Here is a 25,242-nt window from a genome sequence, read left to right on the forward strand (position 1 = left end):
GGATTATGTCACCGTGCGTTGCGAAATCGTCATCCCAAGTTGTCGATACAGCTGCCACGGCCGCCAGGCGATCAGCGCGATGAATACACCACAAGCTGCCATGCCAACCACCAGCGGTAGATCGGAATGCGCCATGCCGGGGGCCAGGGCAAGGCCAATCGCTGCGGCCGGCATGGCAACCAGCAGCCCCGAAAGCGCGGAAGCACTTGCCGCCTGATCGGGAAAACTTTCGTTGACCGCCGCCTGACCGCAGGACTGGTGTACGGCGTGGCCGTATACATAGAGACATTGCGGCAAAACGATGGCCCACACGGCGTGCAATCCGCATAGGTAAAACAGGGCTATGCCCACGCCGCCCGCCAGCGTCAGTGCTGCAGCGCGCGCAAGCGTGCCGCGCACATCGTGGCGGCGCAGCCAGTAGCGGCAGTGAAACGTGCCACCCATATGCACCATGGACCCCAAGGCAAGCACCAGTCCGTAGTCGAAGGGTGTCATGCCGAGCCTGGCGATCAGCGTATAAGAGGATCCGGCCAGAAAGAGGTAGTGGCCGATATAGCTGCCAGCAGTGAGTCCGGTGTAGCGTAAAAACAACGGATGTTTGAGCATGCCCGCATAAGCCGTACCGAAGAATGGGGGTATGAGTGCATCCGCGATTGGACGCGTTTCCTGCACATAAAGAAGAATCACCAGCCACGTCGCTGCGCCGTACGCAACCATCAGCGCCAGCGTCAAATAAAGCCCGGCATGTTCATAACTCAGCGCACCCAGCGGCGGCCCAATGAGGGAGATCACGCCGAGCCATGAAAAAGCGCGGGAGAGTTGCTGGGCCCGGTCATGCAGTGCGTAGATGTCTCTCAACATGGCGCGGCAGGCGACACCTGCGGCAGCTACGCCAAGGCCCTGTGCAATACGGCAACCCATGAAGATGGCCAGTGTATGAGTACCTGTCATGCAGAGGCCTGCCAGGGTGTACATCGACACGCCTGCCAGCATGATGGGACGTCGACCATAGCGATCCGCCAGCGGTCCCCAGAGTATCTGACCGACGCCAAAACTCACGATTGCGGCGGACAACGTGGCTTGCACTTGCGCTGCGTTTACATCCAGCATCGACTGCAGGGCAGGGAGCACCGGCAGATAGAGATACATGGCCGTGGGATGCAGGCCAAGCATGAGCACAACTGCCAACATCAGCAATCGGACGGATGAAGTTTGGGCTTTTGGCACGCGGTAGTGCTCGTTGTAGCAACGGAATGTCACATGCTGCCGTTCGGTAATGACGGAATCGTGGCGATGTGCGCTTTCTTCGCTCGCGGGAGGTCGCGTTTATGTTGACGGTTCGGAATGGCGATTGTTCCGGCAGGCTTCTGCCGGAACGTTAGTGACAAGTTTGCCGATGCGCATGTCACGGCGAAGCGTCGATGCGCAGCCCCAGATGATTGCCTACCGGTCGTTCCCGGCCTGGAATGCCGGTATGGATCGGGCTGTTGGCGATCTGCAATTTTCCATCCTGACGAAGCACCATCGTGGACGACCCGCCGCCATCCATATTGATGGCCGAATCGGCACCCAATTGCCGCAGCAGCGTGGTCAGTTCGGGTAGCGGCATGCCTTCGCTGTAATGCGGTTGGCGTCCATCCACCACGACCCACCACATCTTTCGTCGCGCCTTGTCCAACGCGATGGCGGTACGCGGTTCGGTGTTGTAGTAGTAATCGTGACGCTTGCTTTCCAGCGGAAGTGCCTTGCCATGGAGCATGAGCACCGGACCCCCACCAACGGCGTCGGTGGTTTGCCTGGGGCAGTGCGAGGCCGTGATCTGAACATCGCGGGTGTGAATGCACACGGCGCCGGTCGAGCGCGGATCGGGACTGGCGTAATCCGAATCCATGTGCCCATGCGCCATCGATACACCGTCCACCTCCACGCCCTGGCCGAGTGCGGGCACATAGGGCTTGTCCAGCAGATGTCCGCCGTCGAACGGACGGAAATACGTGGCGTTGATGGCGGCATCCAGATGTTCGCGCCCGGCGAATGCAGTGGTCTTTTCCGCAACGAATTCGTTGCCGTCCTTTGGCACGCCCGGCGTGACGACAAATGTGAGGCCCGGTGTATCCAGATCAATCTCCAGGATATGGATCATCATCGGCCGCGGTTGCGTCACTTGCTGATGCCAATAATGCAGACCTGGCCGGAACGTCACGGGTGAGCTGTTACCCTGAGGCCGCTGCAATACGGGTTGAACCAGCACGCGCGCCTCTGCCGAAGCGTTGTGGATCAGCGCTTGCACATCATCCAGTGCGGATGGTGCGACTTGAAGCAGCAGACGCGGAGCCGGCTGCAAACGCAGCACTTCGTCCAATGGCACGCAATCTGCACCAACTTGGCAGGGCGTATCGGCATAGTCCGTTGCGGCATAGAGATTGCCATCCGAACCTATGCGCACTGCCAGCATCATGAATGGCATGCCCTTATGTGCGCATTGCTTCAGTGCGCCCAGCACGTCGCCGGGCCGCATATCCCAGCACGTGGAACTCGCCACGACAGGAATGGCGTTTGCAGATGTGCCGGACGAAGCCGGTTGCGATTCACTTGCATGTGCCATGCCCATCGCAAGAGCGGTCACTACGCATGCGTGCAGCAGCGTGCGAACAGGGAGCTTAAAGGACATAAGTGACTCCCAAGTAATAGGCGCGGCCGTTGTCCAGTTGCTCCTTGATCAGGCTTTGATCTGGGCCGAGCACGCGGGTAGGGCGCGCATTGGTGAGGTTCTTGCCTTGCAGCAGGAAGCTGATATGAGAGCTGTACATGTAGCGTAACTGCGCGTCGTACGTTTGCGTCTGTGCGTAGTAGATGTCGTTCACGGGATTGTCCGTGGCGAAACTGATCGGCATCTTGCCGGTGTGGTTGGCGCTTACCTGGGCACTGAACGGGCCCTGGTTGTAGAGCAGCGATGCATTGAGGATGTGTTTGGCCGCGCCGACCAACATCGGCAACTGGCGCTGGCTGCCGTCGTTCATCGTGATCGTCGGGCCATCCATGTCCAGCAGGGTGGCGTTGAAGGTGGCACCAAAGTGGCTCAGTACACCCGGCAGAAAGTCGAAATGCAATTTGGCCGCGCCGAATTCCACTCCCTTCACTTTGGCAGTGGTGGCGTTCTGTGCCTGAGTGGTTGTCACCAAGTAAGTGCCGGCCAAGCCATCCGGGTTAATCTGGGAAGCGGTGGTCGTCAGATTGACGATTTCGTGCTGGATACGCTTCTGGAACGCCGCCAGGGAGAACATCGCGTCGTTGGCCGGATACCACTCCAGCGACAAGTCATAGTTGGTGGACTTGCGCGGCACCAGATTCGGATTGCCGATACTCTGAGAGATGGTATTCCCGGCCAGGCTCACAGTGGGTGCGCTGTTCTGCGCCAGCGCGGCATACGAAGCACGCGCCAAGGTTTGGCTGGCACCCGCACGCAGAATCAGATCCGGTTCCAGGTTGTAGGCAAGGATCGCCGAAGGCAGCAGCTTGCCGTAGTGATGAAGGTTGTCGAGCTTGCTGAAGTTGGTGAGGCTGCTGATGGGATTCGGCTGCGTGTTCTGCACATCCTGCGACGTGTCCTCGTAACGCAAGCCAACGATGCCCATGAAGTCGCCCTGGCGATAACCCGTCATGGCGTAGCCGCTGGTGGTGGCTTCCTTGATGTTGAAATCGCTGATGGCGCTGGTGCGTGCGTTGGTAGCTACCGGCGTGTAAAGATTGGGATGATCCAGGAAGTACTGCGTCACTTTGGCCGGATCGATGAGCAGCATGTTCTGGCCGTTGCCATCGTAGGGCTGGAAATAGACATCTTCCGTGCCAATGGCCGCGAGCGACACCGATGACGTAGGAGCGTAGCCGATCTGAGTGAGATCGTAGCGCTGCTGTAGATTGCGATACTGCACACCGGCTTTGTAACCCCAGCCTTCAGAATCTTCCTGCAGGTTGTGGTTGAAGTCGGCTTTCAGTGTGAGCAGTCCCGACTTACTGCGTTCCAGCGCATTCATATAACTGGTCTGCAGATAGTTCGCCGGGTTCATGTAGTAACCCGCGTTGCTCGGCGTAAACAGGGCGACGCTGCCGGGCGAGGCGTCGTAGTTGAATCCTAGATTGGGAGATGCCGCACTGGTAAAGACATCTTCCTGCGTGGATTGCTTGTAGTCACCGACCGCGTAATTGGCAGTCACGTCGAGCTGACTGCGCTCATCCGGTTCGAAGCTGCTACCAAGTTCCGCGTATTTGATCTGGCGAACCTGGTCGTAATGATCGAAATCGACTTGGGCAGCGCCCTTGGCGAAACTGCCCGTCGTGTCGGAGGTAAGCGTGGCAGGCCCCACCCGCGTCAGGAACTGCGAACGGCGAAATTCGTTGTTTTCGTGCTGAAAGAAACCGCCAGTGGCGTGCGCCTGCAGATTTTCGTGATTGTCGTATTCGAACTTGCCAAGCACGCCCTCGCGTTGCCGCACGTTGTCGTAAGTAAGCCAGCGGTGACGATCGGGAACGGCAACCAGGCCATCCACGTCGTTATTTGGCGTCAAGGTGGAGCCAGTCCCCGCTTTGTTCTGACCCAGCGAGGAAAGTTTCTGCGTGCCGCCTGTGTAGTGGTAATACCCATCGGTATCCATTGCCGTATCGAGCGAGGATGTGTCGCGACGGTAATAGCTGGTCGACAGAATAAAGCCGAACTGATGCTGGCTGCCGAAGGTATCACTGATCGTATTCTCGATCTGTCCCGACGGGCCGGAATGCGCAACCACGCGCGAGTTGTTCCAATCTGCATAGTCGGCACGGCCGGATATAAACAAACCCGGATGGTCGAATGCGCTGCGCGTGCGAAGGTTCACCACGCCACCGATGGCGTCGGCCGGCATGTCAGCCGTCACCGTCTTGTAGATGCTGACATGCTGCGCCAGGGAAGCCGGCAATACGTCCAGCGACACGTTACGCGTCGTGGTTTCCGTAGAGGGCAGGGCAATGCCATCCACCGTCACCGAATTGTAGTCGGGGTTGAGGCCGCGCAAATTGAGGAACTGTGCCTCGCCACGCCCGTTGTTGATGGTCATCGCTACACCGGGAATGCGCTGCACGGCTTCGCCAAGACCGAAATCCGGCACCGAGCCGATCTCATCAGCCGAAATGCCGTCGGAGATGACTGACAGCGAACGTTTCTCGGCGATCGCCTTTTCCACGGACAGTGTTTTGCCGCTGACTTGCACGGTGTCCAGCGTCTTGGGTGCTGCGTTCGAGGTGGGCTTGGTAGCTCCATCATCGGTGACAGGCGGCGGAGCGGATTGAGCGAAGGCCTGGCCGATCGCCAGGGTCAGACTGGTTAGCGCAATGAGCGGTACGCGGCGTGTGTTGCCGCCACGCATCTTCGGTCGATACATCATGAAAGCGGTTTCCTCTCCAGGCGTCGAGCGCACCTGAGTGTGCGTGCCGCACAAATTAATCACTATATGTGAATTAAATTTGACAGAAGACGTGCAGCGTTGCGCCACGCGTGATATGCCGAGAAAAACGCACGCCGAATCAACGATGTTCAATGCGTGTTGTTATTTGAGGACAGGGTTGGTCGAAAGTGACAGCGGCATGGCCGTCGGTAACCGGTGGTCAGTGGCAATCATTCCGGTCCGCGTTGAACACCTACGCTGGTTTGAACAGCGGAAACGGCACCGTGGGAGACGAAGCCACAACCGCCAACCCGGTCAAACCGGAATTCAAGGCATCGTTAACCGCAGATCTACACGCCGCCAGGCGCTGCTGTTCACAGTAACCAGAGCTTCACAGGTTACATGCGGTTGCGAGCCTAAATTGCCTTGTCCGACGCACGTTAGGGTGTCGATCAGCATGGTGCGCCGGTAGTCCGAGCCAGTGCCATGGCGGCCGCCATGGCCGAAGGAGGGTGTTATGCAAGTTATCTCGTGTCATCGCGCCTTGCTGGCGCTTGTCTGTTTGTCTACCGCCGCGTTCGCGGCCCAACCGTTGGCTGCTGCCGCGCAGACATCGCCCGGCACGGTGCTTTTCTCGCGCACCTTGGACGGCACGGTCGACGGATTCACTACGCCCGTCAGTTCGGCGATCTTCAGCATCGGCGACGATGGCCTCCATGAGCGACAGTTCACGCCATACGTCAACGGCGAATTCAACATGTCCAGCGTCGCCGGCTACGACGACCTCGCTCCGGGCAACGAAGGCATGTGGCTGACGAATGCATTCAATCCGCAAGGGACGTACAGCGTGTACGTTGAGGCGCACTCCACGCTCCCTCACTACAATGACACGCCTTACCACGGTAAGTACTACATCGTGAATGCGTACGGCGTGCGCACGCCGCCGATGTTTTTCGGCACCGATGACCTGCAAGATCCGCGCGATGGCCCGAGCTATGGCTCCGTCAGCTGGGGGCCGGCCGCTAACGACCAGATTGCCTACGCCAACGCCGCAGACGTGCTGCCGCACAAACATCCCCCATGCATACACCTTATGCAGTCGAACGGCAGCAACAACCACGTGCTGTGGTGCGCCGCCAAATGGTATTACCGGGGAATCGAGGCGATCCGTTGGTCAGGCGATGGCCGCAGCCTGTTAGTCTATGCGGTGCGCACAGATCCGACTCTCAATCCGGAAGCGGATCTCTACGTGATCAATACCACCACCGGTGCCGCGACCCTGGTGGAGGTGAACACCAGTGCGCCCTATATCGGATGGGGCTTCGGAGATATCTCGTACGACGGCCACGAGGTCGTCTATGGCGTGACCTACGACTCACATGACACAGGCGCCTGTCACGTGGCGAGCAACGCGACGTATATCGTGTGGTGCGCCAAGAACATGCTGACGGGCCAGACGGTCCTGCTTAGCGATCCTAGCAACGTGGTCACGTTCGAGTTTCAGAAGCAGATTCTAATCTCGCCGGATGGCAGCCAGGCTTTCTTGACCGCCAACGTCTCGCCTCCACCTCCAGCCGCGCAGCCGGAGGAGGAGATCTTTGCCGTGAAGACCGACGGATCGGGCCTGCGTAAGATAACCTCACCATGCGTCACCATGGATGCGAGCACGACGCTGTGGTGGCGTCCGGTGCGCTTGTCGCCGGATGGCACGCGGATGCTGGCCAACTGCCACGCTGAGAGCAACCCGCCCAACGCGCCCATCGTTTACACGAATAAGGTCATGGTCGTCACCCTGACCGATGGCAGCGCCCGCTTCGTGACCAACGGCACGGCATACGACTGGCACACGCAGTGATCGCAGGAATATTGCCTTGTCTTGAGTGATTGTCCGAGTGAAATCATCCCCAATAACTGGCAAATTTTTTGCGGTAGAGAGGTTCTTTTGATCCGGCCCGATGCCGATATGGACATCGTCCGACGACTTTCTGAAGACTTAAAGAAAGTCATTTCGGTTGAACATTTAACGTCAACGTAGTACTCGCACCGTACGATCGAGAAGATCTGTCACTTGATTTTAGGCGTGAGACTACGTTGGCGTCTTTTGTGCCTTCGATGTTCAATCAGACGCTCTGTAACTAAGCAGCGGCGTGATTGTTCAAGAAGAAATGGACCGACTGATCAACTGAACCGGAACCCGCAGGTAATCGATGATATGCATGCGCGGGATCATCCTAATTTGCATCCGCATTTCCGTATGCCGCCATAAAGACATCAACGGCTCTGTTGATAACTTTCGTGATGTTGCGAGATGACGTGTCCACGGGGACATCCAACAGGCAAGGCTCGGCCAATTCGGCTTCGTAGAGTGCACGGAGATGCGCGGTTGCGACCGGGGCGTTGCACTTGCGCAAGTGGCCCAACCGGATGGAATCCTGCAGGAACTCCGTGACCATCGTCCAGCCAACCTTGGGGCCGCGCTCATAGAACTGGGCACCGAGCGAGGAGCGCCCGCCTTCATAGGTGGCCAGGCGGCGCATCGCGAGCAACTTCGGCTTGAGCACGGCAATCAGGTAGTGCTTACCAAAGCTCGTCAAGGTATCGCGAATGGGTGTTGAGGTGTTGAGCAACGCAAAGGCCGCTTTGATCTCGTCTGCGGCGGATCCGACCATGACTTCGACGAACAAATCCTCTTTCGATTCAAAGTAGCCATAGAGCGTTTGTTTGTAGACGCCGGTGCGGGCTGCAATCTCGGCCATCGACGCTTGCTCGTAGCCGACCTCGCCGAATACCTCAACGGCGGCGTCAATGATCGCCTGCCGTCTTGCTTCTGTCTTTTTTCTCACCGGACTTTCTCCTGTGTGCTGTGGCGCGGGCGTATAGGGTGGGGCCTCCACGTGGGCTTATGGAGGGATCATATCAAAACTAGACCTATTGGTCTGATTATGTTGACACCGGATAATTTTTATAACTAGACTTATTGGTATGGTTATAGAGGAGGCGTCATGCCGATGAAAAGCTCAGTGTGGGGATGGGCGATACGGGCCCGGCTTACGGTCGCCCTGGCCACTACGCTCGTGAGCGCGTGTGCCCAGTTTCCCAACATGCCGCCCAAGCCGGTGGTGAAGGACGTAGGGAGCTATCAAACCGCGCAAAGTTTCGCTGCCGATGCAGGACAAACCCCGTCAGCGTGGCCCGACGATCAGTGGTGGCAGCGCTACAACGATCCGCAGTTGAATGCGCTGATCGCCGAAGCGCTGAAGGGTGAGCCCACGCTGGCGGCGGCTGAGGCTCGTCTGCACAACGCTGAGGCTTCCGTGCAAGAGGCCGGGGCAGCGCTGCTGCCGGACGTCAGTGCGCAAGGATCGGTGGAAAAGGAAAAGCAGAGCTACAACAACGGAGTCCCTGCAGCGTTCGTGCCCCAAGGGTGGCGCGAGTATGGGAGCGCCGAGCTCAATTTCAGCTACGAAATCGACTTCTGGGGCAAGAATCGTGCAGCACTGGCCGCCTCGACGTCCGAGCTGGATGCGGCACAGGCCGATGTTGCGCAGGCCAGGATGGTACTGGCCGCCTCGATCACGGACGCCTACGCGGATCTTGCACGTCTTTTCGCCGAGCGCGACAGCGCCGAAGCCGCCGTCAAGGTACGCACGCAATCCGCGCAGCTGTTCGCGGAGCGTTTTGCCAACGGCCTGGAAACGCAATCGGGTGTCCAGCAGGCGGAGTCGAAACGGCAGAGCGCGGAGGCGGACCTTCTTTCGCTGGACGAATCGATCGGCTTGACACGAAATCGCATTGCCGCGTTGATGGGGGAAGGGCCCGATCGTGGTTTGAGCATCGTGCGCTCGACCGTAAATTTAACGCAGTCTGCCGACATGCCCACGAATCTGGCCTTGGGTCTGCTGGGTCACCGTCCGGATGTTGTCATTGCACGGTTGCGTGCCGAAGCGGCCAGCAAACGCATCGACGTCGCACGCGCCGGGTTCTATCCGGACGTCAATCTCAGCGCCATGATTGGTGCGCAGTCCCTTGGCCTGAACATGTTGACGAAATCGGGATCGGTCGTCGGCAATGTGGGGCCGGCGATTACGTTGCCGATCTTCAATGGCGGTCGTTTGCGGGGCGAATTGCGCGGTGCGCGGGCAACCTATGACGAGGCGGTTGCCAACTACGACGAAACGTTGACGAAGGCGTTGCACGACGTCGCAGACGTTGCGGTGAGCCGGCGTGCCTTGGCAGATCGGTTGCGCGCGACTCAGGCGGCTTACGATGCCGCCGCGCAAGCACATCGTGTTGCCGTCGATCGCTACCGCGTCGGTCTTTCCGGTTACCTGGACGTGCTGAGTGCCGCTGACACGATGATCACGGCACAGCGTCAGCTGGCCGACATCCAATCCAGAACCTTCACGCTCGACGTCTCACTGGTGCGCGCCCTGGGCGGCGGTTACCAGTACTCGTCGACGTCAACGAAGTCGAACCAGCAAAGCTAATTTTGAGGATCTGAACATGTCTCAAAGCCATTCCATGGCCGTTGATGAGGCCCTGACCGCCGCTCATCCGGCTGATGCCACCGCGACGCCCAGTGTCCAGCGTAAGAAGCTATTCACCATGCTGGCTGGCGCCATAGCAGTCGTGGGTTTGGGGTATGCCGGCTACTGGCATTTCATCGGCTCGCGTTATGTATCGACGGACAATGCCTACACCGCCGCCGAGGTCGCCTCAATCACGCCGTCAGTAAGCGGCATCGTGAAAAGCGTCAACGCGGTAGACACCCAGTACGTGCACAAAGGCGATGTGTTGGTCGTTATCGATGACACCGATGCAAAGCTCGCGCTCGAACAGGCTGAAGCTGAAGTAAGTTCGGCTGAGCGTAAAGTCCGGGCGTATCTGGCGACCGATGCAGGTCTGACCGCGCAGATCGATGCGCGATCGGCGGATGAGGCGCGCATGGCCGCGCAAGTTGCCTCGGCGCAAGCCGACTATGATCGCGCAGCCCTTGATTTGAAGCGACGGGAGGTGCTGGCCCATTCCGGTTCCGTGTCCGGAGAGGAACTGAGCAACGCGCGAACGTCCTTTGCCAGTGCTCAGGCGGCGCTGGCCTCCGCGCGTGCATCCGCCTTGCAGGCGAAGGCCAATCGCGAAGCCGCGATTGGATCGCGTGACGCAAACAAGGTATTGATCCTGAACACAACGGTAGATACCAACCCAGAGGTGTTGCTGGCACGCGCAAAGTGTGATCAGGCACGCGTCGACCTTGAGCGAACCCAGTTGCGTGCGCCCGTCGATGGTGTCATTGCAAGCCGAGAAGTTCAGATCGGGCAGCGGGTTCAGCTGGGTGCATCGCTGTTGTCGGTGGTGCCCATCGATGCCGTGCACGTCGATGCCAATTTCAAGGAAGTGCAGTTGGACAAGGTGCGCGTCGGTCAACCCGTTGAACTGACCTCGGATCTCTACGGCAGCAAGGTCGTCTATCACGGCAAGGTAGAAGGTCTTGCTGGTGGCTCGGGCTCTGCGTTCGCGATGATTCCGGCACAGAACGCCACCGGCAACTGGATCAAGGTGGTGCAACGCTTGCCGGTTCGCGTGGCGATTGATTCGGCCGACCTGCGCGCACATCCGCTCGGTGTCGGACTCTCCATGGAAGCGACCGTGGATACCCGCGGCGGCAAAGACACACCGGCAAGCTGAGGCCTCCCCATGTCTTCCCCTCAAAGCCGGGATATCCCGTTGCCCCCGCTGTCGGGCGGCATGCTGATCGCTGCCGGTTTGATACTGGCTGCCGCTAATTTTGTGGCGGTGCTCGACACGACCATCGCCAATGTGTCTGTGCCGACCATCGCCGGTGCCTTGGGCGCATCCTCCAGCCAGGGCACTAATGTCATCACGTCCTACTCCGTGGCCGAGGCGATTACCGTCCCGTTGACAGGCTGGCTGGCCAACCGATTCGGCACGGTAAGGGTTTTCATCACGTCGCTGATCATGTTCGGTGTGTGTTCTGCGTTATGCGGCATGGCGACGTCACTCAGCATGCTGGTGGTGTTTCGCGTGTTTCAAGGGTTCGCCGGTGGTCCACTGATGCCGCTGTCGCAAACCTTGTTGCTACAGATTTTTCCCAAGGAAAAGGCCGCCATGGCGATCGGCATGTGGAGCATGACGACGCTGCTAGGTCCCGTCGTCGGCCCCGTTCTCGGCGGCCTGATCTGCGACTGGATGCACTGGGGTTACATCTTCTATATCAACGTGCCGGTTACGCTGTTTTGCGGCTATTTCGGTTGGCGTCTGCTTAAGCGCTACGACACGCCGCTCGTGCGGCTGCCCATCGACAGAGTTGGGATCGCGCTGCTGATCGTTTGGGTCGGATCGCTGCAGATCTTGCTTGACGAGGGTAAAGACGCGGATTGGTTTGCTTCTTCGGAAATCTGTGTGCTTGGCATCGTTGCGGCCATCGGCTTCGCGGCGTTCATGATCTGGGAGTTGACCGAGCGCCATCCAGCGGTGGACTTGCGGGTGTTTCGCCATCGTGGGTTCAGTGCGAGTGTCATCACCATCGTGTTGGCGTTCGGTGCGTTCTTCGGCACGGCGGTGCTTACGCCGTTGTGGCTGCAGAACAACATGGGCTACACCGCGACGTGGTCCGGCTGTGCTGTGGCGATGACCGGTATTCTCGCCGTGGCGTCGGCGCCCTTGGCGGCAGCGCTGTCTTCCAAGATAGATGGTCGCTGGCTCGTCTTTTTTGGGGTGATGTGGTTGGGCGTGGTTACCCTCGTGCGCACATACGCCAACACGGATATGCCTTTCTGGAGCATTGCTTTTCCGTTGCTGCTGCAAGGCGTCGGCTTGCCGTTCTTCTTCGTGCCATTGACGGGATTGGCGCTAAGCAGCGTCGACGAGGCCGAAACCGCCTCTGCGGCGGGCCTGATGAGTTTTTGTCGAACGTTCAGTGGAGCTATCGCCACGGCACTGGTCAACACGTCGTGGGAGGACAAGACCAAATACGCTCGCGCGGAACTGTCTGGATTGGTCGACAAGGCAGGGCACTATGCATCCAGGCTGACGAACGTCGGATGGAGCGTCGATCAGGCGAAAGGGCAGATCAGCAATCTTGCACAATCACAGGCGGTGATGCTCGCCACCAACCAGCTTTTTATGGTGGTCGGGTTCTGCTTCGTATTTGCGGCAGTAGCTGTGTGGTTTGCACCGAAACCGACGCGTATTGCCGATACGTCGCAAGCGCATTAGCTCTTATAGACAAGACGTAAAACCAGTTTATACGAATGGGGACGTCAGTCTCGCTCAGTTCGGCATCGGTCGATGCTTTAAGGGCGCATGTAGCCCGCGTAAAGGAAAAAGATAATGACACTCTCGAAAAATGCCACATCGCCGATGTCAAGCAAACTGTTGAATGCCAGTCTTTGGCTAGCTCAAGCCCTTGTCTTCACTGCCTTCGTGCTCATTGGCTGGATGAAGCTTTTCAAGCCTATCCCTGAACTTGCCGCCATGTGGCCATGGACAGGTCAACTGCCCGCGATGATCGTGCGAGGGCTTGCCGTGATCGATATTGCAGGCGGGATCGGTATCTTTATCCCTGCGCTCATGCGGGTTAAACCAGGTTTGACAGCGGCAGCAGCGACTGGCTGCGTGATTCTCCAGATTTGCGCGATGACTTTTCACATCTCGCGTGGCGAAATTGCAGTCGCACCGTTCAATGTGATCTTGCTGACGCTCTCCGCCTTCGTTCTCTGGGGGCGTCGTAAACGGCCTGTGCGGGCGCGCTGACTTATCAAGCTGTCTGGATGTAACCCTCTTTCTCTTTTTAGGCCGCCATCGCGATCGGCATGTGGAGCATGACGACACCGAGAGAGAAGTGTCGCTATAACCCAATTGGGGGATGGCGTTCCGTTGGACGAGAACAAAGGATGGGCCGGGGACCTGGCATGTCCGATGAGCGCGTTGTTGCGCTTTCCGGCGCTGCCTCGGATTTCGGTAGCCGCGAGCCACGATGGTGAGATATCGCGAAACTCAACGAGAACGCAATGCGCCGTAGAAGGCAAAAACGAGAATCTAGACTCGTGTCTGGGCGAAAGACGATGGGTCCACCGTGAATAGGGGCGTGCGCGCTTATCCCGATCTCATGCTCTGTGAGCATTGCGACGAGGTTTACGACCGAACCCTCATGGCGCCCGGTGCCAGTTATTACTGCAGTCGTTGCGGTTCGCGACTGGCAAAGGGTTCGATCCTGTCTACGAGCGCCTGGCTCGCGTGGACCCTCACCGCCGCTTGCTTATTCGTGTTTGCCAACACGTTTCCAGTGGCGCTCATAAGTTTCGATGGGTTGAACAGCGAAGCGACCGTGTGGCAATCCATTTCGGCACTGGCGCAAGGCCCTGGGACGCCCATGGCGATTGCGGCCGGCATCGTCATCATCGGCATCCCTGGATTTCAAATCGCGCTGTTGCTTTGGATGTTGTCATTCGCGGCGCTTGGTAAACCCTGTCCGTACTTTGTGGCCACCATGCGTTGCCTCCACTTCAGTCGGCCATGGGGCATGACCGAAGTCTTTTTGTTGGGGGTGTTGGTGGCAATCGTCAAATTGTCCAGCTACCTGCATATCGTCGTTGGGGCAGGGATCATTTCAATCGCGTTGCTCGCGCCGCTGATGGTAGTGATCACCAAGCACGACACCGAGGACCTGTGGCGTTTGTATGAGGGGCGGCAGTGACGTCGGGTGGCGTGCGGGCGCATGAGCTGGATTTGGTGGCATGCAGCTTGTGCGGCATGGTATGCGACGGTCGTTCGCGATGCGAAACGGAAACGCTCCATTGTGCGCGATGTGGAAGCGTCTTGTATGGACGCAAACGCAACTCGTACGCGCGATCAGCTGCATATCTGATCGCCGCATTGGTCCTGTACATCCCGGCTAATGTGTATCCGGTGATGTATACCAAGATGCTAGGAGATGAGGCCGACAGCACCATCATTGGCGGCATCATGGAATTTTGGGAATCGGGGTCGTGGGACATCGCGCTGCTGATTTTTCTGGCGAGCGTGGCGGTGCCTTGTACCAAGTTCATCACCATGGGCTATCTGTTGTGGAATCGCAACGTTTCCGAACACGTCATGGTCAGCAAGACTCGGCTGTTGAAGTTTGTTGAAGGGATTGGTTACTGGTCGATGCTCGATGTGCTCGTCGTGGCCATCGTGGCCGCACTCATTCAATTTCAAGCGCTGGGCGAAGCCGAGCCGCGCTTGGGCATCGTGTTCTTTGGATCGGTAGTGGTGCTGACCATGCTGTCAGCGCTCAGTTTTGATGGACGTCTAACCTGGGATCGGAAGGTAGATCATGGCTGAATCGACGAGTGCCACGTCGGGATCCTTTCGCGATCCACGTATGCAACCCAAGAAGCATCGCACACCGATCGTTTGGGTGGTGCCGCTCATTGCCATTGCCATCGGCCTGGGGCTGCTGATCCATGCTCGCCTTCAACAAGGGCCAACGATCGTCATCTCTTTCGATACCGCTTCCGGCTTGCAGTCCGGAAAAACGTTCGTCAAATACAAGGAGGTTGTGGTCGGCACCGTCACGGCGGTGGCGCTGAGCGATGACGATAATCGCGTCCTGGCAACAGTCCAATTTCAACGAAGTGCCCAGCGCTTGCTCCACGCGGATACACGCTTTTGGATCGTGCGCCCGCAAATTGGTCCGGGCGGCGTGTCGGGCATCGATACATTGCTCTCCGGCGCCTATATCGCGGTGGACCCGGGTACGTCCACGAAGCGGAAACAGTCCTACGTGGCGCTCGACAACCGTCCGATGGTGACGACCGGGGAGCAAGGGCGCAGCTTCGTGTTGAAGACGGACGATCTCAATTCGCTCAACATTGGCTCGCCTTTGTATTTCCGCCACATCGATGTTGGCCGAGTGTCCGATTATTCGATGGATGCGGCGACGAAGACAGTATCGATCCGGGTCTTTGTGCGCTCGCCTTACGACCAATTCGTCAGCGCCGCCACTCGATTCTGGAACGCGAGTGGCGTGGACGTTTCGCTGACTTCAGGCGGCTTGAAGATGCGAACACAATCGCTGGCGACGATCGTGTCAGGGGGCATCGCCTTCGACAATACGCCCGACATCACCAACTTGACTGAGGTTGCGCAAGATACCGAGTTTGCGCTGGCGCCCGATCAAGAATCCGCCATGTCCGATAGGCAAGGCACGCCGCTCTTCTTCCGACTTCGATTTCCAGAAGCCCTTCGTGGGTTAGAGAAAGGTGCGACAGTTGAGTTCTTTGGGGTGGACGTGGGCGATGTGCGCAACGTTGTCCTGGATTACGAGCCGTCGACACGAAAGTTCAGCGTGGTCGTGGACATTGCGGTCTACGAACATCGACTGGGGCCAGTGTTGGCCAAGTTTCCCTCCCGCCAGGGGAACGACGCGCAGGCGGCTGCCTTCGTGGCTTCGATGGTCAAGGATGGGTTGAGGGCCCAGGCGCGCACCGGCAATCTGCTCACCGGGCAGCTCTACATCTCGCTCGATTTCGTGCCCCATGCGCCGCCAGCTGTGTTTGACGAACAGCGCAGGCCGCTCATGATCCCTACCGTTCCGGGTAGCCTGAGCCAACTGCAAGAGCAGTTGGCCGATGTCGTCGCCAAGGTCCACAAAATTCCGTTCGACTCGATTGGACGCGGGGTCGATCACGATATCGCGGAGCTAGGCACCACACTCCATTTGCTCAACACGCAGACCCTGCCGTCGGCACACGCGACCTTGGGTCAGGCGAACTTGACCTTCCAGTCTGCGAACGGCGCATTGCAACCGAACTCCACGCTTCAAACGAACCTCAACCAAATGCTCATTGAGCTCACGCGGCTCAGTTACTCGTTGCGAAATCTGTCCGACCTTTTGAACGAACATCCCGAGTCCCTCATTCGAGGACGTTCGAACGCGTCACCATCCCAACCCTCCTCGGGGACCCAAGCGCCAGAAGGCAGTCATCCATGAAGCGTTATCCGCTGGTGATCGGGCTTGCGCTTCTGAGTGGATGCGCTTCACCCGGATTTCGCTACCATACCTTGCAACCTGCCAGTGACACTGCGCAGATGTCGTCGCCTCGATATCGAGTGCGCCTGACCGTGGTGCAAATCCCTGCTGAAGTGGATACGGAGCAATTGGTGGTTCGTGCGAGCAATAACACCTTGACTCGTGAGCCAGTGGATCGATGGGCTGCACCGCTGACTGATGAAATCCGGGGTGCTCTGGACGATGCATGGAGGCGCGACTACGGTGTGGAGGATGTTCAAAACGGGGCCGATGCGTCGTATTCGATTCCGCGGGTCGGGGTGCAGGTTCAAAAGCTCGATGCAACCTTAGCGTCTCATGTTGAGCTGGTGGCCAACTGGTGGGTGGCTTCAGGTGATGGGGCAGCCGCGAAGTCATGGTCTTGCCAGCGCGTAATCGTCGAACCCGCGCAGGGCGGAATCGATGGCGTGGTGAATGCCCAGCAACGAGTCTTTGCTGCTTTGGCGGGCGATATAGCTACGGGGGTGATTGCCATGGCCAGCCACCAAGTTCCTGTTTGTCCGATGCGCTGACGGCTTCAAGCTTCTTTCAAATATGGGAGCTTGCCGCTGAGGCGGAACGCCCTGGCCGATGTCAAGCAAGTGAGGGCAGGGATCCTAATGTGGAGGCCGTGTTACCGACTAGCCAGCGCGGCACTCGGCCTAAACGAGTGGGTGTGCTTTTCTTGGATTTTGTTTCGTTGAGTCACACCCAAAAAGAGAGTGCCGGGCAGGCTGGTTGGCATCACGACACAATCTCCTCACAGCAGGAGGCGTCGAAGCAAAACATCTGGCCCGGTTTGATCAGGTGCGGGGTGTGGCGTTCCCACCAGTCCGCAGCAGATGGAGATTGGGCGCGTAACGACTCGATAGCGGCGACGACACTGACGACATAGCTTGGAGTAGGTTGTTCGATCAGCTGAACCCGAAATAGACTTTTCAACTTCGCGAGCAAGCCGCGATTCTTGCTGAGAACACCGACAGTGCTCCACACGTTTGGTTGAGGATGGGGCATATCTGCAAGAGGGAGTGTGACCCCAATCCAGGCCGAGCGGATTCGCGCCGGAGCTTCCCCAGGGGGAACGGCAATGATTCGAATATGTTTCATGGCGTCTCAACGTCTGAGTTAGGTGACGCCTGCCTAACGCGGCCTGCCGACTTTTCCCATTCACTGAATGATGGAAGCCATTCCTCCACAGGCACCCGACGCTCGATGACATCGGCGCAATATGACACCACAGAATTGAGGGTCGCCTTCTTTAGCCGAAATAGAACGTAAGCGATCGCACCGAGCCGATCGCGTTCCAATAGCAGTCGTATATCTGAAATGTCCCGCTCAGAGAACTCAAGAAATCCCGCAACGCTTCCTTCTTCGCTCTGATCCAGATTGCGTGCAAGGGTGCGGCCGATGCGATCTCTCATTCCGATATCAAGGTCCATGCTCGGGCTCCAACAAATCAAACGCCTCAGGATGGGAATATATCAAAGAGATGAAGCCCTATCGCGCACCAGGGGCACTGAGAGCCAATGCTTATGAGCTTCGGTGTACAGTCGAAGGCTTCAGCGTCGAAGGTGCAGAGAAAGAGTTGCACACCAGTCAAAGTTGCATCCTTCCCTCCGGCTGACGGACGCCAAGTACCTTAGATCAGCACCGGGTCTGACGCGACCCGGTGGCCGATTTAAACGAAGAGCCTCAAGCCATGCGCATTCGCGACATCCCCATCATTGCTGCATGGAGCACGTCTTAACGACTCCCTCTAGCGGGTCGCTGAAAGTAGCGTTGGAGCAATCGATGGAGTGGCCGACACCGACTTCGCGGTATTGCCAGACGCCATGCGCACCATAAGCCACAAGACCCGTGCCCTGCGAAATTTTGCAGATTCCGCCTTCTTTGGCGCAAACAGCAAAACCAGTCGGCGCGCTACCCGTGCCTCGGGGCGTCAGGAGACGGATGGCATCCTGAGTAAACAGCAGCGTGCCGAAACCTGTGTTGTCGGCATAGGGTGTGCGCCCTTCTGGGCGCAGGTGATCCGCTACCTGTCGAGTGTAAGGTGCGGATAGATCTTTGCGGAGGACATAGTGGTTATAAACCATCTCATAAATGGGGCGGAATGCTCCTCGGTCCAGATTCGAGATGGTGTTGTGGCGATACTTGCCCGTCGTATCGACGGTGGGTACGAACGGCACGTTATTGCCGAGATTGTAGGAGGCGACATACTCGAAACCGGCAAGCAGGCGATTGTTATGAGCGGCATAAAGATCGAACCCCTGCGCCCATGCCACTTCGGCCACCTCGGCAAGGTTGCCGATGCCGAGCTGCGTGTGGGCCTGGTCACGCCCACTTTCTTGGGTCTCCCCCAACGTATTGATCACATAATTCGTCAGGGCTCCGTCGGAGGGGCCGTTGTAGTAGTAGTCCAGTGAACGGTTGAACAGTCCCCAGTCATTGTTGAAAACGCCGATCGCCATCATGGCCTTCATGCAACCGGAATCCCAGTTGCCGTTCGCATAGGGAGCGAAGTCTTTGATCACCGGATAGAAGACATTGCGAAACATCGCTTCCGCGGCGGCGATGTCGTGCGCCGACCAGCCAGCGTTGGTATAGCGAATAAGTTCCGCTGCGGCCGCAAACTTGAATCCGTTCAGCCCGGCTGCCAGCGGTGCATCGTGCCCTTCAATGGACTTCAATGTGCCGGACCATGCATTGAGAATCCGAATGGCATTCGTGGCGTAGCGCGGATCGTCACTCAGAGCCCACATCAGCGCCTGCTGGTAGGCCGCATTGGCGTCGTCATTGAATTCGTTGATGCATTGGGAGGGGGTACCCCTCACCACCTTTGAGCAATGTCCACCTCGGGTTTGATAGGTGAGGGAAGAGTAATGATCGTTCTTCAGTGCGACATATCCGCTCGACCATGGCGCCTGCGCCAGATGTGCCTTGATTCGTGCGAGATCGTCGGCTGTATGCATCACGCCGGGATGAACGAACGTGGCTGCCACCGTTGTGCTGGGGGACGGCACTGTGGCCGCGGTCGCAGCCTCACTCGCCATGGTGCCCCCGCAGATGGCGAGTGCAACGATCAATGACGTAAGGATTCGCAGTGGCGGAAATGTTTTCAGGTGCATACGGACAGTTCGTGGAAGAAGTCCGAACGATTATGGTGCGCCACCCATGCGCGTCATGGTCATGGTGGGCCACCATGCATCCCCAATTGGGCCAAGCGTGTGGCCGCGAGACGTCCATCACGAACATCGCGCCTCAATGAATTTCGGTGCGGATATCCATGTCGTCGGACGAGCTGCCGATTTAGGGGGCCGCACGTCAGCGGTGCGGTCGGTGGAGAACGAAGGAACGGCCATCTAGTGGATGGCTTTCGTGTACCACGCCTTGATACGGCATCGCCACTACGATGAGCCGTTATGGGTTTGCGGGTCGGCTTCATCAAACGCCGCCGCCTCGTCCAAAGAGTCAGCGGCCCGGCGTGTGGCTGCGAAACTCCCCTGACCAGTCCATACGCGCCGATCGGAACTCTGCTATCACGTCATTCGGCGAATGTGGACGGATTACGATTTCTCCGCCTACCAGTTCATCGCAGAAGCGTCCGCCCTGAGGTGTCTCGATGGCGTAGCGGCTGGTGTGCGGATCTCCGTGCACGAGATGGGCATGTAAGACGCACATGTGGGGCTCATGTACCTGCGCGACCAAGCGATGGGGCTCGAACCGTATCTCCGCGTAGACCCCATGTGGGCCACGAGCATGGAGGACTCCTCCGAAGAGAGGGGGCGGAGTGTGCTGGGCGCACAGTGCAGCGGAGCTGATCCCCAGAAGCAGGACGGTAATCCACACCTTTCGAATCCACATGGCAGACGCATGGTTAGTGGGGCGGGTGGAGGTCAGGGTGACGTGGGTGAGGGTGGGATCAGGCAGGGCTTCCATCGGTGCATCTCAAAAATCGGCGGACGATTAAAGCATCTGCGGATCGCACGCGCTGAGATCTGTCCTGCATCGCCGGCCCCGGACTTGATGGGCGACGAAAAAGCCTGATTGGAACCCCCATCCTTCTATCGACGAATGATTGGCATTCGGCGCCGGCAGGAGGCGCCACGGAGATCCCAATGAGAGGGGCCATGTAGGACGGCGTTTAACTTACACGATGGGTACTTGGTTGACGTTGTTCTTAGGATCCATCCAGAACGCTTCGTTCGCGAAGCGTCCGAAGATGTCGCGCGGCAGGACGGGCTGGCGTTCGATCGACGCCACCTTCGGCCGAACGGAATGCAGGCCGGGCATGCCGACGCGGGCATCGAACTCGTTAGCGTTGTATTCGATGTGGTCGAAGTCGTGCTCGAACCACGGCTCGTCCAGGAATTGGTAGACCGCGCGTATGGCCACGGCGGGATCGCGCACCAGGCTTTCGTAGGTCAGCATGAGCAGGTGTTTTTGCGCGTACTGGCCGTAAAACGCTTCTTTGGTGGCCTGGTAGGCAAAGCCCACCATGCCGCGTGGATCGGTCAACGCCTCAACGCGTGAGTACACCGTGGTGTTGGTGTCGAAGCGGAACACCTTACTGACGCTGACCGGTTGCCTCTGCACCAATCGCTCCATGCTATCGAGCACCCATGCCAACTGGCGCACGCACGCAATGACCTTTACCCCAGGGAACAGCGTGTTGAGCAACTGCATCCGGCTGCACCACAGCCGGCTGGTGTCGAACACCACGCCGGCGTCAGCCTGTACCGAGTAGAAGTTCTCGACTAGCCCGCGCAACAGTGCGACACGCTGTTCGTCGGACACATCGAACGAAAAATCGTTCTTGCTGCTTGCTTCCGCCATCACCACGCCCATGATGTCTGCAAGCGGGCTGGTCATGCCCGCGCGGAAGCGCGGATTCTGATTGAGGATGGCGGCCAGCAGCGTGGTACCGGCGCGCGGTAGCCCGGAAATGAAGTGGAACTTCCGTGGCGAGTTGCTGACGTCTGGCGTGGCAGGCATGTGAGCTTTTCTCCTCTCGATCGGTGGCGTGGGCCGCAAGATGGCGACCGATTCAGGGCGCGGGTGCTGTCGATGCGCGCATGCGCATTTCGTAGCCGACTTCGACCATGCGGGCTTCTCCTTTGCCCAGCACGCGAAGCAGCAACTCCTCGGTAGCGCGCTTACCCATGTCGCGCACGGGTTGGTGGACGGTGGTCAGCGGTGGCCACACTTGCGTCGCGATCGTGGTGTCATCGAAGCCGCAAATGGAAATCTCGCGGGGAACCGATACCCCGGCCTCCGCGGCGGCCCAAATTGCACCGACGGCCATGTCGTCGTCGGCCGCGAAAATGGCGGTTGGCCGGTGCTTCAGCGCGAGCAGCCGGCGGGCCGCAGCCACGCCAGACTCGAAGGAAAACTGGCCCTGCACCATGTATGCAGGGTTTTCCTTCAACCCCGCGCGCTTCAAGCCATCGCGGTAACCAGCGAGGCGCCAGATGCCCGCGCCGTGCTTGGGGTCGCCAATGATGTGGGCGATCCGTCGGTGGCCCAGCGATACGAGGTGCTCCACCATCGCTGCGGCGGCTTCGCGCTCACGTAGCATCACGCCGATGCAGCCCTTGGGTTGGCGTGGGGCGATCGAAGCGAAGGGAAGGTCGGTCTTGTGCAGGTGATCGAGCAGTTTCTTGTGGTCGGTGATGGGGGGCGTAAGGATCAGTCCATCGGGCTGGTGCCGCGAGAGGATGCCCTCGACACGCTCGACGAAGTCCGGCGCCGTCGAGACCAGCGGCTGCACCATCATGCTGTATTGCCTTGCTTCGCACGCTTCCAGCACGCCTGCTTGAACTTCCATGATGTAGCTGGGCGACAAGTTGTCGTAGAGCAAGCCGATCATGAAGGAGCGGTTCGTCGCCAGGCTGCGCGCCGAGGTCAGCGGCCGGTAGTTGAGTTTCGCAACGGCTGCAAGCACGCGTTCCCGCACCGAGTCACGTACGTTCGGCTCGTTATTGAGCACGCGCGATACGGTCTTTTTCGAAGTGTCCGACGCACGGGCGACATCGTTGATGGTCACGCGTGACATGGAAGCCTTTGCGTCTTCAATGATCTGTTCCCTGCGTGGCGGTCGCCGTAACGCTTTGGGCCGGAACGTTCCACCCACTCATTTCGACGACAGGTACGGTCGTTCCCTGCGATTCGTATCGCGCGGTCAGGGTGATCGACTCGCCGGGCCAAAGCGTGACGTCATTGTCATTCCACCGTATCGGCAGCGCAAGGTCGCCGTGCGCACCTCGCCTGATCGACATGTGCTGGAACAGCGCCACGACCTTGGACGACGCGGGCACCGACAGCGTGATCGTGGTGACGTCATCCTTTCCCTCGCGCCGCGTCGTTGCGCGGACCTCACTCGTCGCGGCCGGCAAGGTCTGCAATGCGGTCAGGTCCGCGTACTGCGTAACCGGGGTGAGATACCAGTTCGAATGCGCCCAGTCGAGCGCGTCCGATCGCGTGGACAGCCAGTAGACGTTGCGGCTGACCGGCTTGCCGTCGGAAGAGGCGAGGTCGAGTTCGATGAAGTATGCGGATGACAGGCCGGCAATGGCCGGCAGTGTTGCCAACTGCCGCGTGTGGTTCCCGGCAAGGTCGATGTTCTGCAGGTGCTTTTCGTAACGCGCGCTACCGTCCAGATTGCGCACGCGGATGTTCGCTTGCAGGCCATGGACATCGTCAAGTGCGTGGTTCACCAGGACGATGCCGTTCGAGTCGTATGAATACTGGATGTGCACCAGCTCGTTGGCTTTCTTGGCACCGAAATAGGCGCCAGCGGGATTCATGAAGTAGTCGTACAGATGCCAATGCAACGAGGGCCATGCGTTGTTGAGCATCCAGTAGATGACGCCGGTCGCCGGCTTCGCTGCATCCATGTGCGCGTTGAACGCTTCGAATTGCGCGCGGACGTTGTCGTAGTTGTCGAGCTGGGCCTTGGCGACATAGTCGGCAAGACTCGTGAGTGCACCGTAGCGATGGGCGAGTGCCTTGTCGAATGGTGTAAGTACGGCGAATGTCGACCAGTCCGCGGAGGCGTGGTACTGCCTCGCCTCCGGGTATTTCCACAGTGCTTCCTGTTCCTGCGGCGAGAGCATGCGCTGCACATCTTCCATACGTGGAATATCCGCACCTGCGCTGACTTCCGAGTCGAAGCCAAACGCGCCGCCCAGCTTGTCGGCGTACCAATACGCTGGCGGTATCCAGTCGTAAGGGCCGGCCATCTTCATGCCGGAAGGTCCGGCTTCGGCAGTCCCCTGGTCGGCAGCCGCCGAGATGATGGGTAACGACCAATCCTCGGCGCGCAGCGTATCGACGTACATCTTTGCGATGGGCGGCGGAGGCGCGTTGTCGCTGCCGATGTAGAAGCCGATCACGGATGGATGGTTGCGAAGCAGGCGTGCCTCGCTGGCCATGGAGTCTTCAGCCACTTTCATGTCGGCAGCATTCCAGGGCGCGCCGCCGGTCTTGGCCGCCGACTCCCACTTGTCGCAGCATTCCCAGCCCGCCAATACCAGAATGCCGTTGCGGTCGGCGAGATCGTAGAAACGCTGATTCTCCAGCTTGCCTTCGCTGCGGATGGTGTTGAGGCCGAGATTGACGACGTAGCTGAACTCGGCCTCCATGCGCGCGGGGTCATCGCGCAAGAACATATCCGGCGCCCAGCCGCCACCGCGGATCAGCACGGGTTTCCCGTTGATGAAGAACTGGCGATAGCCCTGCTTCGTCAGGCTCGAACTGACGCTGCGTATGCCGAACGTCGCGTTGGCTCGGTCGGATGTTGCGCCATCGACTGCGGCGATCATCTCGAGTTGGTACAGCGGATGTTCTCCCATGCCGACTGGCCACCAGATCTTCGGGTGATCCAGTGCGAGGGCAGGGGTTGTCTTGGGTGAGAACGAAACGACTTGCGTTTGCCCAGGCGCGAGGTGAACGGTCTGTTGTATGGGAACGCCGGCCACGGTGCCGGTGATCGTTGCATCATGCGCCACCGTATCAAGGTTCTTCGCGCTCACCTTCACGTCCAGCGTGGCGCGCGCGAGATCGGGTAGCCGCAGCGTCGAAAGAACCTGTGGAAAGCTCAACTCGACAGGGCCGGTCTGCACGATGTCCACGCCGCGCCACGGACCCATGTTGTTGTCCGGGGGCGTAGGGTTCCAGTCCACCCAACCCATCGACAGGCTCATTCTTGGATCGGCCGGATGCACGCGCATGGCGAGGATGTTGGCGCCCGTGTGTACCCAGCGCGTCACGTCGAACTCGTGCACGGGATAGGCTCCGGCAACGTCGGCGTGGTCGGCGACCAGATGCCCGTTTATCCACACGTCGGCGCTCGCGATCATGCCGTTGGTGCGCAGCAACGTATGTCGCCCTGCCAGATTTTTCGGCAACGTGAATTCGGCGCGGTACCACCAAGGTGTCACGAAGAGGCTGCCGCTGGAGTCCGGCACCTGCACCGCACGCAGGTTGTCGCTGTAGAACACGTCGTTCTTGTACGTACCGTTTTCTAACAGTCCGGCCATGACGGTTGCTCGACCACTCACCGGGTACCAGCCCTCGGTGGAGAAGCCTGTCGAAGAGATGTCGGCACCACTTTGCTGCGCCTTCGCGCTGTCTTGAATTTGCCAACGATCGATGGCGGTGGTGGAGCCGATGTCGGCGATTACCTGAGTGGGGGCGTAGTTTGTTTGGGCGTGTGCGGCCGATACCACCATCGCGGCCATCATCCAAAGCACGTGCTTGGCTGGAGTTTGCATG

Annotated in this window: 19 protein-coding genes; 9 read left to right on the top strand and 10 right to left on the bottom strand. The window is 59.0% G+C overall.

Translation table 11 applies throughout. The features are described from left to right. Positions 1-3 precede the first annotated feature (3 nt). From ISP18_RS10995 to ISP18_RS11005, 3 genes are all read right to left on the bottom strand, one after another. Complete coding sequence (locus ISP18_RS10995; protein ID WP_380010817.1) at positions 4-1,227, bottom strand: MFS transporter; 1,224 nt, start codon at positions 1,225-1,227, stop codon at positions 4-6. Between the two features lie 178 nt (positions 1,228-1,405). Beyond that, positions 1,406-2,671, bottom strand: coding sequence for a phosphodiester glycosidase family protein (locus ISP18_RS11000; protein ID WP_380010820.1), 1,266 nt, complete (start codon positions 2,669-2,671; stop codon positions 1,406-1,408). Then, the gene (locus ISP18_RS11005; RefSeq protein WP_380010823.1) at positions 2,661-5,417 is read right to left on the bottom strand and encodes a TonB-dependent receptor; all 2,757 of its coding nucleotides are present in this window, start codon (positions 5,415-5,417) and stop codon (positions 2,661-2,663) included. The genes ISP18_RS11000 and ISP18_RS11005 overlap by 11 nt, the downstream gene beginning before the upstream one ends. Positions 5,418-5,934: 517 nt before the next feature. Between ISP18_RS11005 and ISP18_RS11010 the strand changes: the two genes are divergently transcribed. After that, on the top strand, positions 5,935-7,272 hold the full coding sequence (locus tag ISP18_RS11010; RefSeq protein ID WP_380010826.1) for a TolB-like translocation protein: 1,338 nt from the start codon (positions 5,935-5,937) through the stop codon (positions 7,270-7,272). A 376-nt stretch (positions 7,273-7,648) separates the two neighbouring features. Here the strand turns inward: ISP18_RS11010 and ISP18_RS11015 are convergent, their stop codons facing one another. Then, the gene (locus tag ISP18_RS11015) at positions 7,649-8,260 is read right to left on the bottom strand and encodes a TetR/AcrR family transcriptional regulator (protein ID WP_380010829.1); all 612 of its coding nucleotides are present in this window, start codon (positions 8,258-8,260) and stop codon (positions 7,649-7,651) included. 159 nt (positions 8,261-8,419) lie between these two features. Between ISP18_RS11015 and ISP18_RS11020 the strand changes: the two genes are divergently transcribed. From ISP18_RS11020 to ISP18_RS11055, 8 genes are all read left to right on the top strand, one after another. Then, positions 8,420-9,904 carry an efflux transporter outer membrane subunit gene (locus tag ISP18_RS11020; protein WP_380010832.1) on the top strand — a complete coding sequence of 495 codons (1,485 nt, stop codon included), beginning with the start codon at positions 8,420-8,422 and terminating at the stop codon, positions 9,902-9,904. A gap of 16 nt (positions 9,905-9,920) precedes the next feature. Then, on the top strand, positions 9,921-11,102 hold the full coding sequence (locus tag ISP18_RS11025; RefSeq protein ID WP_380010835.1) for an HlyD family secretion protein: 1,182 nt from the start codon (positions 9,921-9,923) through the stop codon (positions 11,100-11,102). A 9-nt stretch (positions 11,103-11,111) separates the two neighbouring features. Continuing rightward, entirely contained in the window at positions 11,112-12,653 is a 1,542-nt protein-coding gene (locus ISP18_RS11030; RefSeq protein WP_380010838.1) for a DHA2 family efflux MFS transporter permease subunit, read from the top strand. 114 nt (positions 12,654-12,767) lie between these two features. Then, the gene (locus tag ISP18_RS11035; RefSeq protein WP_380010841.1) at positions 12,768-13,190 is read left to right on the top strand and encodes a DoxX family protein; all 423 of its coding nucleotides are present in this window, start codon (positions 12,768-12,770) and stop codon (positions 13,188-13,190) included. 334 nt (positions 13,191-13,524) lie between these two features. Next, complete coding sequence (locus ISP18_RS11040) at positions 13,525-14,133, top strand: paraquat-inducible protein A (RefSeq protein ID WP_380010844.1); 609 nt, start codon at positions 13,525-13,527, stop codon at positions 14,131-14,133. Positions 14,134-14,255: 122 nt separating this feature from the next. Continuing rightward, a complete protein-coding gene (locus tag ISP18_RS11045) occupies positions 14,256-14,762 on the top strand; it encodes a paraquat-inducible protein A (RefSeq protein ID WP_380010847.1) in 507 nt (168 codons plus the stop codon). Beyond that, positions 14,755-16,413 (top strand): PqiB family protein, encoded by a 1,659-nt coding sequence (locus ISP18_RS11050; RefSeq protein WP_380010850.1) that lies wholly within the window; start codon positions 14,755-14,757, stop codon positions 16,411-16,413. The genes ISP18_RS11045 and ISP18_RS11050 overlap by 8 nt, the downstream gene beginning before the upstream one ends. Next, on the top strand, positions 16,410-17,003 hold the full coding sequence (locus ISP18_RS11055; RefSeq protein WP_380010853.1) for a PqiC family protein: 594 nt from the start codon (positions 16,410-16,412) through the stop codon (positions 17,001-17,003). Before ISP18_RS11050 ends, ISP18_RS11055 begins: the two co-directional genes overlap by 4 nt. Before the next feature lie 211 nt (positions 17,004-17,214). Here the strand turns inward: ISP18_RS11055 and ISP18_RS11060 are convergent, their stop codons facing one another. From ISP18_RS11060 to ISP18_RS11085, 6 genes are all read right to left on the bottom strand, one after another. After that, on the bottom strand, positions 17,215-17,577 hold the full coding sequence (locus tag ISP18_RS11060; protein ID WP_380010856.1) for a hypothetical protein: 363 nt from the start codon (positions 17,575-17,577) through the stop codon (positions 17,215-17,217). After that, positions 17,574-17,909 (bottom strand): hypothetical protein, encoded by a 336-nt coding sequence (locus ISP18_RS11065; protein ID WP_380010859.1) that lies wholly within the window; start codon positions 17,907-17,909, stop codon positions 17,574-17,576. Before ISP18_RS11065 ends, ISP18_RS11060 begins: the two co-directional genes overlap by 4 nt. A 282-nt stretch (positions 17,910-18,191) precedes the next feature. Continuing rightward, positions 18,192-19,595: an alginate lyase family protein gene (locus ISP18_RS11070; RefSeq protein WP_380010862.1), complete on the bottom strand. Its 1,404-nt coding sequence runs from the start codon at positions 19,593-19,595 to the stop codon at positions 18,192-18,194. Between the two features lie 1,021 nt (positions 19,596-20,616). Continuing rightward, entirely contained in the window at positions 20,617-21,462 is an 846-nt protein-coding gene (locus tag ISP18_RS11075; RefSeq protein ID WP_380010865.1) for a sulfotransferase family protein, read from the bottom strand. A gap of 52 nt (positions 21,463-21,514) precedes the next feature. Beyond that, positions 21,515-22,522, bottom strand: a complete 1,008-nt coding sequence (locus tag ISP18_RS11080; RefSeq protein ID WP_380010868.1) for a LacI family DNA-binding transcriptional regulator — start codon at positions 22,520-22,522, stop codon at positions 21,515-21,517. A gap of 16 nt (positions 22,523-22,538) precedes the next feature. Then, on the bottom strand, positions 22,539-25,241 hold the full coding sequence (locus ISP18_RS11085) for a glycoside hydrolase family 2 protein (protein ID WP_380010871.1): 2,703 nt from the start codon (positions 25,239-25,241) through the stop codon (positions 22,539-22,541). Position 25,242: the final 1 nt, after the last annotated feature.

This window comes from Dyella humi, assembly GCF_044904605.1.
GTDB lineage: Bacteria > Pseudomonadota > Gammaproteobacteria > Xanthomonadales > Rhodanobacteraceae > Dyella_B > Dyella_B humi.